The 12203-nt window shown below is 64.6% G+C and carries 8 protein-coding genes; 2 read left to right on the top strand and 6 right to left on the bottom strand.

The window, feature by feature from the left end; all coding sequences use genetic code 11:
• Nucleotides 1-29: 29 nt before the first annotated feature.
• Together P3T22_RS23710 and P3T22_RS23705 are read right to left on the bottom strand one after the other, a co-directional pair.
• Complete coding sequence (locus P3T22_RS23710) at nucleotides 30-1982, bottom strand: AI-2E family transporter (protein WP_429326298.1); 1953 nt, start codon at nucleotides 1980-1982, stop codon at nucleotides 30-32.
• A 134-nt stretch (nucleotides 1983-2116) separates the two neighbouring features.
• Nucleotides 2117-3397, bottom strand: a complete 1281-nt coding sequence (locus P3T22_RS23705; protein ID WP_429326297.1) for a DUF445 domain-containing protein — start codon at nucleotides 3395-3397, stop codon at nucleotides 2117-2119.
• Nucleotides 3398-3659: 262 nt separating this feature from the next.
• Between P3T22_RS23705 and P3T22_RS23700 the strand changes: the two genes are divergently transcribed.
• Together P3T22_RS23700 and P3T22_RS23695 are read left to right on the top strand one after the other, a co-directional pair.
• On the top strand, nucleotides 3660-4802 hold the full coding sequence (locus P3T22_RS23700) for a metallophosphoesterase family protein (protein ID WP_429326296.1): 1143 nt from the start codon (nucleotides 3660-3662) through the stop codon (nucleotides 4800-4802).
• Entirely contained in the window at nucleotides 4799-7423 is a 2625-nt protein-coding gene (locus P3T22_RS23695; protein WP_429326295.1) for an AAA family ATPase, read from the top strand. Before P3T22_RS23700 ends, P3T22_RS23695 begins: the two co-directional genes overlap by 4 nt.
• A gap of 123 nt (nucleotides 7424-7546) precedes the next feature.
• On the opposite strand, the gene cobJ is transcribed toward P3T22_RS23695, so the two are convergent.
• From cobJ to P3T22_RS23675, 4 genes are read right to left on the bottom strand one after another with little or no spacing between them, the layout of a single operon-like run.
• On the bottom strand, nucleotides 7547-9349 hold the full coding sequence (gene cobJ, locus P3T22_RS23690; protein ID WP_429326294.1) for a precorrin-3B C(17)-methyltransferase: 1803 nt from the start codon (nucleotides 9347-9349) through the stop codon (nucleotides 7547-7549).
• Entirely contained in the window at nucleotides 9337-10068 is a 732-nt protein-coding gene (locus P3T22_RS23685; RefSeq protein WP_063499230.1) for a precorrin-2 C(20)-methyltransferase, read from the bottom strand. The genes cobJ and P3T22_RS23685 overlap by 13 nt, the downstream gene beginning before the upstream one ends.
• On the bottom strand, nucleotides 10069-10695 hold the full coding sequence (locus P3T22_RS23680; protein WP_429326293.1) for a precorrin-8X methylmutase: 627 nt from the start codon (nucleotides 10693-10695) through the stop codon (nucleotides 10069-10071). It abuts the gene before it with no gap.
• A complete protein-coding gene (locus tag P3T22_RS23675) occupies nucleotides 10688-12199 on the bottom strand; it encodes a precorrin-3B synthase (RefSeq protein WP_429326309.1) in 1512 nt (503 codons plus the stop codon). Before P3T22_RS23675 ends, P3T22_RS23680 begins: the two co-directional genes overlap by 8 nt.
• Nucleotides 12200-12203 lie beyond the last annotated feature (4 nt).

The following is a 12203-nucleotide window of genomic DNA, read 5'->3' as shown; positions in this document are numbered from 1 at the left end:
GGGCTCGGAACGCGTGTCGGTGGACCTTGCTAGTCCGCCCCAGCCGCATGCGAAGTCTGCCGCGCGTGCTGCACGCTCGCCACCACCTGGCATTCCTCGATCATCGCGCGGAACGTCGGCGCCGCATGTGAAGCGCCGGTCGCGCCCATCTCCGGGCCGCCTTCGGGCGCGCCCCCAACGCCAACTACCAGCGCCGCCCTTGGCCGCCATTCCCGCGTGCGCCGCAGCATGTTGCGCAGATACGGCGGCGATTCCGGCGCGTCGAGCGAGATGATGCAGATGATCGGCGCGTCCTTGAAGCTCGGTTCGTCGGCTCGCGCGCTGCGATAACCCGAATGCGTGGCCATCATCGGCGCGAGCCCGTGACGCCCGAGCAATTGCACGGCGATCGCGACGGTGACCTCGTCGAATGCGCCGCGTCCAGGCACGCACAGCACCGACGTCCTTTCGCTTTCATGGCGCAGCTGCGGGCGTGCCGAAATGTGGCCGTCGGGCCGCTCCGAAAGATCAGCCGTCGCCGAAGCCGATATCGCCTCGGCGGCGTCGGCTGGTTCCGTGCGCGACAGGCGATCCGGCAGTCCGTCGGCGATTTCCAGGTTTTCGACAATATCGACCAGCGCGTCATTGATTCGCGCCAGTTGCTCAGGCATCAACACCCCGCGCATCGCATCGTTGCGCGCGAGCTTGAGGCCCTCGAGCGCGACATTGTCGTAGTAATCGATCAGCGACATCTCGCGCAGTAGGCGCTCGGCCTGCACGATGGCTTCATGCGGATCGTCCGCCAGAATCCGCTGATAGAAGTTCTGCGCCGGCGTCAGCGCGGGCTGGTCGCCCAGCAGCACCGTGAGGAAGTTCAGACGATCGGCGTAGCGGCCCAGCGTAACGACGCACAGCGTGAGCGGCGTGGACAGCACGAGGCCGATCGGCCCCCATAGCCAGCTCCAGAAAATCGCCGCCACTACCACCGCCAGCGGCGACAACCCGGAGCGATGACCGTACAGCAGCGGCTCGGCGATTTGCCCGGCGGCCACGTCGACCACGATAAACAGGATCAGCGTGTAGACCGCCATGGTCCATTGAGGCTGAATGGCGGCGGCGAGAAACACGGCAAGAATCGCGGCGATCCAGATGCCGATGTACGGCACGAAGCGCAGCAACGCAGCAATCACGCCGAACAGCAGCGCCCCCGGCACGCCGATAATCGCGAGGCCAATGGCGATGATCGCGCCCGCGCTGAGGTTCACGCCCAGTTGCGCGACGAAATAGCGGCTCAGCCGGCCGGCGGCGTCGTTGATTGCGGTGGTAGTGCGGTGCAGATCGCGCGACCCGAACAGACTGATCAAACGGTCGCGCAGGTCTTCGCGTTGCAACAGGATGAAGATCGTCACGACCAGCACGATGAAGGTCGTCTCGATCGGCGCGATCGCCGGTGACAGCGCGCGTTGAGCGAGTTGCATCGGCGTGGGCGACGGCTCGTGCACTTCGACCGGTGTCGGCACCGGGGGCGCATTGCGCGCCGCGCGTCCGGTGAGCCGCGGCGGGCTCGGCTTGCTCGGCGCGACGCGTTGCAGCGTGGCGGCGGCGCGGCTCATCAGCGAATCGGCCCGACCGACGGTTTTCTCCTGCACCGTCTCGATCTTTTGCTCGATCGCCGCCTGATACTGCGGCAGATCACCCGCCAGTTGCACCAGTTGCGCTCCGATCAGGCCGCCGACGGCCAGCAAGGTCGCGAGGGCGAACAGCACGGCGATAAAGATCGACGGCAGCTGGCCCATGTGCAAGCGCCGCAACGCCTGCACCAGCGGCGCGAGCAGAAAGCTGAGCAGCACGGAGAGCGTGATCGGGATCAACACCTCGCGGCCGAAATACAGCGCGCACACCACCACCACACCGGTGATGACCGAGGCCAGACCATGCAGACTGGGTGTGCCCGGTGGGTATACGCGGTTCGGCCGCCCAGGCGGCGGAAACGATATTTTCATGAACAAACTTCTCGATGTTGTGGCGCTGTCGCTTGTATGGAGGGCACACGGATGGAGCGGCGGCGGTCAAGCAAGCGCTTGAGCAATTCATATGCCTGGATTGTAGGCGCTTTGGTGTGCTGCGGCCGTATCCCTTAGCCCATGTGCAAACGCAACAGCTCGAACAGCTGCGAACTCGCATAGAGCAGCAAGCCGATAAAGCCGCCAACAATCGTTCCATTGATGCGGATGTACTGCAAATCTTTGCCAATGTTCAGCTCGATTTGCCGTGACATGTCTCGCGCGTCCCAGTTCTTCACTGTATCGCTGATGTGGCGCGTGAGGAACTGGGCGAAATCCGGCGCCATGGCGCGCGCCGCTTCTTCCAGGTGGTCGTTCAGCGACTGACGCAACGCGGGGTCGTGCGCCAGTTCGTGGCCTACCCATTGGCCCATCGCCATCACTCTCGCGTGCAGGGCCGAATCGCTGCTTTGCAGATCGCGCTTGAGCCATGCGCGCAACTCGCCCCACATGTTCTTCACATACGTGCTCAGCGCTTCGCCTTCCACCAGATAACGCTTCAGTTCTTCGCCCTTCTGCAGGAACGCCGGGTCGCTCTTGAGTTTGACGATCAGCTTCTGCGCGGCGTCGTCGAATTTCTGGCGCAACTGATGGGTGGGGTTCTCGCTGATCTGCTCGAGCATCCGGTTCACCGCATTGGCGATCGCTTCGGCGCCCCTTTCACCGAGCCATGCCGACGGCAGGATCATCTCCATCTTCGGATATTCGCTCTTCACCCACTCGACGATGCGTTCAGCGATAAACTCGCGCGCCTGCGGTTCGCGCAGTAGCGCCACGACCTGTTCGATGCCGGCGTCGAGTAGTTCCTGGTGACGGCCGTCTTTGGTGAGCGTGTCGAGTATCGCACCCATGGATTGCGACAGATCGACTTTGGCGAGCACGTCGCGCAACGCGTCCTTGATGAAGACCTGGATGCGCACGTCGTCGGTCAGTTCGAGAATGCCGCCCGTCAGTTTGACCACGTAGTCGCCCAGACGCGCGGTATTGGCCGGCTTCGTCAGCCAGCCGGTGATGCTTTGCGCCGGGTCGTGTTTCTGGATCAGCCCGACCAGCGACGGCACGTCCAGGAACTTGTCCTGCACGAACACCGCGAGGTTGTCGGCAATCTTGTGCTTGTTCTTCGGAATGATCGCGGTGTGCGCGGAGACGATCGGGATCGGTACCCGGCGAAACAGCGCGACCACGGCGAACCAGTCGGCGAGCGCGCCGACCATGGCCGCTTCGGCCACTGACTTGATGCCGTCCACCCAGAGGCCGCGCGGCATGAAAGCGGTCACGAGGAAAACGCAGGCGGCGGCCGCGAGCAATAGCAGCGGCGTGCGCTTGGCCTTCTTCAATTCGGTCTCTTTGTTCATCGGCAGCGGGGCAGCGGGGTTCAATTCGATTGAAATGTTGCGTTGCGGTTGACGCGATCGTCCAGAAACGCGAGTGTAGCGCCGCTGTTCAGGCAGTGTGGCACCGGTTTGGGACATTCTTTGACCCGCCGGCGCGGTAACATCTGCGGTTAGACTGCGAGGCGATGCTTGGGCGAGTGGCGTGAGCGCCTGCTGAATGAGCGCCGATTTGAGCGCCGAATGAGTGTTGAGTGACGATGCAATTGAACGGAATGGAGGCACAGTGATCAGGTTTCTGCACACCGCGGACTGGCAGATAGGCACGCAATTCGGCCAGTTCGAGCCGGACGAAGCCGCGCACCTCGCGGAAGCGCGCTTCGAAACCGTGCGCCGGATCGCCGAAGAAGCGGCGGCGCGCAAGGTCGACGCCGTGCTGGTCGCAGGCGATGTATTCGATCTGCAGACCGTATCGGACACGGTGATCCGCCGTTTGTTCGGCGCGCTGCAGGCGTTTTCCGGGCCGTGGATCATGCTGCCAGGCAATCACGATGCCGCGCTGGTCGAGAGCGTGTGGACCCGTGCGCAGCGCCTGAACTGTATTGCGTCGAACGTGCGGGTAGTGCTCGAACCCGGCGTGATGACGCTCGACGCCTGCCAGTGCGCGTTGCTCTGCGCACCGCTCACGCAACGTATCACCTACGACGACACGACTGGCTTCTTCGACACAACGGAAACGCCGCACGGCTATCACCGCATCGGGCTCGCGCATGGCAGCGTGAGCGGGATTCTGCAGGAGGGTATCGATTCGTCGAACCCGATCGCCCCCACGCGTGCCGCGAGCGCGCGTCTGGACTATCTGGCGCTCGGCGACTGGCACGGCCATTTGCGCGTCGACGAGCGCACCTGGTATGCCGGCACGCACGAGCAGGACCGGTTCCGCGCCAACGATCCGGGCTTCATGCTCGACGTCACGCTGACCGAGCCTGGCGCCGAGCCGGCAGTTGAAGCGGTGCGGGTGGGTAAATATCAATGGCATCGCTGGGAAGAGACGATCTCGGTGCCGACCGATGTGGATTCGCTCAAGACGCGCCTGAGTGCGTTGGGCAGTCACGACGTGCTGCGGGTGACCGTAGGTGGCACGACCGCACTGGCCGAGGCCGAAGCGATTCACGTCGCGGTGGAAGAGACCCGCGCGCGGGTCCGTGCGCTACGCGTCGATCTGAGTGGCCTGCAGGTGCTGCCCACCGCCGACGACCTCGCCGAACTCGGCGCGCAAAGCGGCTACCTCGCGAAAGTGGTGGCGCGTCTGCGAAGCTTGCAGGAGGATCCGCAGTCCGACCCGCAACAGGTCAAGCGAGCGGCGGACGCGTTACTGCTTCTGGCGCGTTTTCAGCGTGAACTGCCGCGCGAAGCGAGGTCCGCATGAAGCTGGAAAGCATCGCGATTCAGGAGTTCAAGCAGTTCACCGGCCGGCTCGTTATCGACGATCTGCAGCCCGGTCTCAATCTGTTCACCGGCCCGAACGAGGCCGGCAAGAGCACCATCGCCGAAGCCGTGCGAGCGGTGTTCCTCGAACGCTATAAGGCTTCGCATCTGAAAGATCTGCTGCCGTGGGGCAAGGCGAGCGGGCAGCCGTCGGTTGAAGTGACCTTTGCGATGGACGGCACGGCGTGCAGGCTGTCGAAGCAGTTCGTCACCCGGCAGCGCTGCGAGCTGAAGATCGGCCAGGCGGTGTACGGCGAAGATGAAGCCGAAGACAAGCTCGCCGCGTTGCTGGGTTTTTCGCGTGCCGCGCGTGGGCCGCTCAAGGCGGAAAACGCCGGCGTTCCCGGTTTGTTGTGGGTGCAACAAGGCGGCACGCAGGAGGTGCGGGATTCCACGGGGCATGCGGCGCAATATCTGCGCGATGCGCTTTCGCAACTCTCGGGCAGCAGCGAATCCGCAGGCGAGGACGCGCTGATCGCCGCCGTGCAGCGCGAGCTTCGGCAACTGCTCACGGCGCGTACGCAGAAGTCCACCGGGCCGCTGGCCGAGGCCGAACAGGTATTGGCGGCGCTGATTGTCGAGCGCGACGAGCTGGAGCAGCAGCGCCAGCAATTCGACGAGAACATCGTGCGGCTTGCCGCGCAGCAGGAAGCCTTCGACGATGCGCAACGCAAGCGCCCCTGGGAGCTTCATGAGCAGAAAGCCGTGCAGGCGCAACAGCGCGCCGATGCCGCGGCGGAACTCGAACGCAGTCTTCAGGCGCTCTCGCAGTCGCTGCAATTGGGCGAGGCGGAACTGGCGCTTTCCTTGCAACAGGAACAGGCTGCGACGGAACTGGAAGCGGCCGTGGCACGCGAGCGGCAGCAACTTGATGCCGCGCGCTCCAACGTGTCGGCGGTTCAGAACGAACACGCGCAGGCTCAGGCCAGCGTGGCGCGATTCGAACAGGCACACGCCGATGCCAGCCGCGCTCACGAGCTGGCCAACGCCGCAGTGACCGCGGGCGATTTGCGCAGTCAGATAGCGCTGCACCGCACCGAGAGCGAGCGGCTGGAAGCGGCGATCGCGGCCGCTGGCGACGCAAACGAAGCCGTGCTGGAGGCGACGCGTGCGGCGGCGGCGCACGAAATCGACGGGGCGCAACTGAAACGGCTCCAATCGCTCGACGCGGAGTTGACCGTGTTGCGCGCGCGTACTGAAGCGGCGATGACGCGCATCGAATACCGGTTGAATGGCACGATCACCGTCGGCGATGCGAAGGTAAGCGGCGAGGGTGTGCTGCGGCTCGACGAGGAGAAGCTGATCGGTCTCGGCGAGCTCGGCGAACTGCGCGTGATTCCGGGCGTCTCCGATCTGTCGGCGCAGTTGTCTGAACTGGCGTCGCTAGAAGCCCGACATGCACAGTTGCTGCAGGCGTTGGGCGTGGCGTCGCTGGCCGAGGCCGAGGCCAGGCACGAGCAGTGGAAGGCGCTGGTCGCGCAGCAGAAAAGCCAGGCGAAGATTCTCGAGGTGCATGCGCCGCAGGGTATCGACGCGCTGCGTGCCGCGTTGGCTTCGGCTGCCGCCCGGCTGCAGACTTCGAATGAGCGGCTGGCTCTATTGCCCGACGTGTCTGCTGCGCCACCGCTCGACGAAGCACGCCGCAATGCCGACATCGCGCGTGATGCGTTGGAAGCCGCCAGAAAAGTGCTGGCGCAGGCGGCGGAAAGCAAATCCACCGCGACGGCTACGACTGAATCGCTCGCCGGTCAGTTGCAGCGAAAAGAAGCCCAACTGAGCGACGAAGCGTTTTGCCGCAACCGTGCGCAATGGCAGACGAAAATCGTCGAACAGCGTGTGCGGGTTGAGGCGCTCAAAAAACAGCTGGAAGGAAGGGAGCGCGAACTGGAAGCGGCGCGTCTCGACGATCCGGCGGCTGAAGCGAAACGCTATCGTGCGTCGGCGGAGCTTGCGCGCAACGAGCAGCACGAGCGGCAACTGCGGATTGCGCAATTGCGCAGTCAACTGGAGACGGTGGGCGCGTCTGGGCTCGGGGAGCGCCTCGCCGCAGTGAATGCCTCAGTGGAGCAAGCCACGCGCCGCAAGGACGAACTCGGCTTGCGGGCGAGCGCGTTGAGTCTGCTCGACGAGGTGCTCGTCGATGAACGCGATGCGGCGGTGGCGCAGCTGCGTGCGCCGTTGACCGAACGGCTCGGGCACTACCTCAAGCGGATTTTCCCGCAGTCGACGATTGCACTCGGCGACGACCTGAGTCCCGCAACGCTGGATCGTTATGGTCGCGCGGATACGCTCGATGCGTTGAGCTTCGGCACGCGGGAGCAACTTGGTATCCTGACGCGGCTGGCGTATGCGGATCTTTTGAAGGCATCGGGGCGTCCGACCTTGCTGATGCTCGACGACGCCGCGGTGCATACCGACGCGGCGCGGCGCGATGCGATCAAGCGCGCGCTGATCGATGCGGCTACGCGGCACCAGATTCTGGTGTTCACGTGCCATCCGGAGCTTTGGGACGATCTGGGTGTCAGGCAGCGGGCGATTGAGGATTTGAAGGTCGCGGCTTAAGTGGCTGGCGACGCTTTGATGCCGGGTGCAATCACTTTACGATTCTTGAGGATCTTGCGCGGGCCGCTGGGGTGCAAATGGAGGCGGTGGCGAGGGGGATGGGGCGAAACTAACGCACTGTGTTCACTCATACCACCGCGGCGTATAAACCCACTCGCCACCGTCGACGCCGTTAGCGAACGCCCGCGTCGTCGACGACCCCACGATCACCATCGTGCGCATATCGACATCGGAAGAGCGCAGTTCGCCGAGCGTGATCGTGCGCAATGTACTGCCCGGTCTGCCGATATCGCGGCCAAGCACGACTTTGGTCGCCGCCGCGCGATATTCCCGCACGATGTCCAGCGCTTTATCTAACTGCCACGGCCGTGCGCGAGAGATCGGGTTGTAGAAAGCCATCACCAGATCCGCTTCGGCCGCATGCCTGAGGCGCTTCTCGATGATGGTCCACGGTTTCAGATTGTCGGATAACGACAGCATGCAGAAGTCATGACCTAACGGCGCGCCGGCTTGCGCTGCGGTCGCCATGGCAGCGGACACCCCCGGCACGATGGCGAGTTGGACCGCGCGCCAGTCGGCAGTCGTCGAGCCTCCTTCTTCGAGCGCCTCAAGCACCGCAGCCGCCATTGCAAACACACCAGGATCGCCTGACGACACCATCACCACAGACCGCCCTGTGCTAGCGAGTTCGAACGCATGACGCGCCCGCTGCATCTCCTCGCGATTGTCCGTGCCGTGTACGCGTTGATCGGCGCGCAAGGGGCCGGCCATTTTCACGTAGGTGTCGTAGCCGAGAATATCGGTGGCTTCGTTCAGCGCTGTTCGCGCGGCAGGCACCATCAGATCGGCGCTGCCGGGGCCGAGGCCGATCACCGTCAAACGGCCACGTGAGCGGCCAATCGTGTCCGGGTCGATTGCCAACGCTGCCAACGCGAGCGCAACCCCTGCGTCTGCGTCGTCATGCAACGTTTGATAAGGGACGCGCAGCGCGGCATGCAGCAAATTGCCCGGCGGCTCGCCGTCTTCCGGGCGCGGCTGGGCAAAACGCAGCGGCACGTTCAGGCTCGCCGCGGCATCGGCGAGCGCCGGGTCCGCCATGTGTTCGGAAGAGGCCAGCAAGGCCGAGAGCGAGAGCGCCGCAAGACCATGCGCGTCCAACGCCTCGCGCACCAGCGCGGCGATTCGCGCGCCTGAATCCGTCCACGCATCTGAACGGGAGTTTGCGCCGAGGTCGGCGTTCGTAACAGAGCGTGCACCAGCACCGGCGCCAGCACCCGTACCCGTCACCGCCGCCACCACACTCCGCGGATGAATCACCAACTCATCATCCCGTCCATCCCACACACGCGGCGTCACGCGAATCGCGAGACGTGCCGATTCTGCGCGCGGCAGTTGCGCATCATCGAGCCACGGCGCTTCACCCTCGATGCGAGTGCTTTCACCCGCCAGCAGATCCGACACGAAGCGCTTGCCTTGCGCTATATCCGCGAGCGCATAGCCCTCAGGCGGATTGAGCACACACGTGCCGAAACGCAGTTCGCCACTCGTCGTAATCGCAGGCGACACGGCCAACTCAGTAGCAATCTCGCGTGCCATGACGTTGACGCCGGCAAGACCGCCGAGCAACGGCACGACCGCACTGCCATCTTCTGCAACGGCCAGCACCGGCGGCTCGACGCCTTTGTTCGACAACAACGGCGCAACGCAGCGAATCACGATCCCGGCCGCACACAGTGCAATGATCGGCGTGCCGCGTGCATACAGCTCGCAAAGATGCGCGCCGAGTTCCGTGTACGAGACATCAGCCTCGACTCGCCCCTGCAAGGCATGCACCTGGCAACCTGCATACAGCATCTGAATCCGCCGCGCCGTCGCCAGCGCGCCCACGCCGAGAATCACAATCGCGGGTGGCGTCAACCTTGCCATTTTTCCCCCGGCACCACGAGCAGCGAAAAATACGGCGAGGCCATCGGATCGACTTCGTCAAGCGGCACGATGCGCTGATTGCCCATGGTCGCGCGTTCGACATAAAGCGCACGATGCGCGAGCCCCAGTTCGCCGAGCACGCGCCGCACCTTATCGAAATTGCGGCCGAGTTTCATGATGACTGCGGCGTCCGCATCGGCGAGACGCCGGCGCAATTCGTCTTCGGGCAAGACGCCGGAGAGCACCGACAAGCTCTGATTGCGATACACCAGCGGCGAACCGAGTACCGCCGTGCCGCCGAGCATCGAGCACACACCGGGCACGACTTCGGCCTCGAAACGCGCCGCGAGGCGGTCGTGCAAATACATATACGAGCCGTAGAAAAACGGATCGCCTTCACAAATCACCGCGACGTCGCGGCCCGCGTCGAGATGGTCGGCGACGATTTCCGCAGCGGTGTCGTAGAAGTCGGCGATGATCGCTTCATACGAAAGCGGCGGTTCGAGTGCTTCGGTGGTCACGGGATAAACGAGCGGCAGATGCTGTTGAGCGTCGTGCAGATGCGCCTCGATGATGCTGAAGGCATTGCCCTTTTTCCCCTTTGCGACGAAATACGCGACCACCGGTGCCGCTCTCAGCAAACGCAGCGCTTTCAGCGTGATGAGTTCCGGGTCGCCGGGGCCGACGCCGAGTCCGAATAAACGTCCTTGCGCGGTCATTTACTCCACCTCCGTCGCCAGCGCATTCACAGCGGCGGCAGCCATCGCGCTGCCGCCGCGTCGACCGTGAACCACGACGTAGGGCACGCCGCGGCTGTTTTCGGCAAGCATGGCTTTCGATTCGGCCGCGCCGACGAAACCGACCGGAAAACCGAGAATCAGCGCGGGCCTCGGCGCACCGGCATCGAGCATGTCGAGCAGATGAAAGAGGGCGGTCGGTGCGTTGCCGATCACGACGACGCTGCCGGCCAGATGCGGCCGCCACAATTCGAGCGCGGCGGCCGAGCGCGTATTGTCGAGTTCGCGCGCGAGCGCGGGCACGTTTTGATGCGCGAGCGTGCAGATCACTTCGTTGTTCGCTGGCAGCCGTGCGCGCGTGATGCCTTGCGCCACCATGCCGGCGTCGCACAAAATCGGCGCGCCCTGCGCGAGCGCCACACGGCCCGCCGCACCTGCGCCTTCGGAAAACTGAAGATCGTCAATGACGTCGACCATGCCGCAGGCGTGGATCACGCGCACTGCGAGTTTCTCGAGGTCGGCAGGAACGCGCGAGAGATCGGCCTCCGCACGTATCGTCGCGAAGGATTGGCGATAGATCTCCTGACCGTCGCGAATGTAATCAAGCATCTATAGGGCTCCGGGCCGCGTGTGCCAATGGGTCGAGCATGTCGGCGGCCTGTTCGATCGTGAGTTGGTGCGCGACGCACGAGCCGAAACCCGGCTGGCCGTCGCGTCGATAAAGGTCGTAGATGCCGGGCGCCGCGGCCAGCAGTGTGTACGGCGCGCGATGCGCGGCGGCGCATGAGCGCGGACAGCCGCTCAGATGGACGTCGACACCTTTGGGCAAGCGATCCGCTAAAAGCAGCGCGTCGGCTTTGGTATCGGCGAGGCTTTTTGCGCAACCTGTGGAACCGGCGCAGGCGATCAAGTGCGCAATAGGCTGCGCGGGGTCGCAGGCGAGGCCCAGCGCGTTCATTTCAGCGAGCACGGCGGGCGCGGCATTGGCAGCGATATCGGGCAGTAACACGCTTTGCCAGGGCGTCATGCGCAGCGTGCCGTTGCCGCGCTGTTGTGAGAGCGTGGCAAGGCCGCGCAAGGTGGCGGCGTCGAGGCGTCCGAGCGGCGGTTGGCCGCCTACGTGCAGCATTCCCACGACTCGCTGAGCGTGCGCACCGAGCCGCAGCGCGGCATCGGCAGGCGTGGCGCGTCGCCAGTTTGCGAGCGACGTGTCGCGTGACAGTGGGAAATCGACGTACTTTTGAGCGTGCTGCAATACGGCGTCGACGGAATGCGCGGCAAGCAGATGACGCATGCGCGTGGCGTCGGTGGTGGCCAGATCGAGGAACGTATTCAGCAGCGCGCGGACAAGACCCGCGACTTGCGCGGGCAGCACGGCGCCGAGGGCGCCCGCGCTATCCGTGCGAGGGCGCTCTGTGGCGTCACGCGAGTCGGCGTATTCGGCATGCTGGAACGCATCGGTACCCGCATCAGCGTCAGCGTCAGCTTCAGCGTCAGCTTCAGCGTCAACATCCGCGTTCGCCACAGCAGGCGGACAACCCGTCAAACCAAACACGAATCGCACCCCGTCTTCAACTTGCGTCGCTGCCAGCCAGATATCATGCGGATGATCGAGCCTCGCAAGGCGCTCGCCACCATCGAGCAGAAGCGCGAATTTGGGTGATAGCGCCGCGAAACGCGCTTCGGTTTGCAGCAATGCAAGCAGTTCGACGCAGAGCGGCCTCGTATCGAACAGCGCAAATGGATCGCGGCCAGCAGTCGGGCTCAGCATCACATTGCGCACATCGTCCGCAGCGGCCGCCCGAATCGGCCCTAGCCCCGCGTCGACCAGCGCCGCGCTCAACGCCGCTTCATGACCGCTGCGCACGCCGCGCACCTGCAGATTCGCGCGATTGGTCAGCTCGACGACACCGGCCGCATGCTGCGTGCTCGCCTCGGCAATCGCCAAGGCCTGCCCGGCGCTCAGCTCCCCGCCGGGCAATTTGATCCGGCAGATTCCACCATCGCGCGCGGCGACGATGCGCAGCAGCCCTGGACACGCCGAGGGCCGCAGCGCGAGGGCCGCGTCGGGCAAAGCAGTGGAGGAGGGCGGAGCTTGATTCAAGACGGACACCGGG

The organism is Paraburkholderia sp. GAS348 (assembly GCF_050434205.1).
Lineage (GTDB): Bacteria > Pseudomonadota > Gammaproteobacteria > Burkholderiales > Burkholderiaceae > Paraburkholderia.
The sequence above is the reverse complement of the archived record's forward strand: the minus strand, read 5'-3'. Positions and strand labels throughout refer to the sequence as shown.

Excerpts from the sequence above, each read along its gene's own strand:
- P3T22_RS23710 (WP_429326298.1), bottom strand. The coding sequence starts at position 1,982 with ATGAAAATATCGTTTCCGCCGCCTGGGCGGCCGAACCGCGTATACCCA.
- P3T22_RS23705 (WP_429326297.1), bottom strand. The coding sequence starts at position 3,397 with ATGAACAAAGAGACCGAATTGAAGAAGGCCAAGCGCACGCCGCTGCTA.
- P3T22_RS23695 (WP_429326295.1), top strand. The coding sequence starts at position 4,799 with ATGAAGCTGGAAAGCATCGCGATTCAGGAGTTCAAGCAGTTCACCGGC.
- cobJ (WP_429326294.1), bottom strand. The coding sequence starts at position 9,349 with ATGGCAAGGTTGACGCCACCCGCGATTGTGATTCTCGGCGTGGGCGCG.
- P3T22_RS23685 (WP_063499230.1), bottom strand. The coding sequence starts at position 10,068 with ATGACCGCGCAAGGACGTTTATTCGGACTCGGCGTCGGCCCCGGCGAC.
- P3T22_RS23680 (WP_429326293.1), bottom strand. The coding sequence starts at position 10,695 with ATGCTTGATTACATTCGCGACGGTCAGGAGATCTATCGCCAATCCTTC.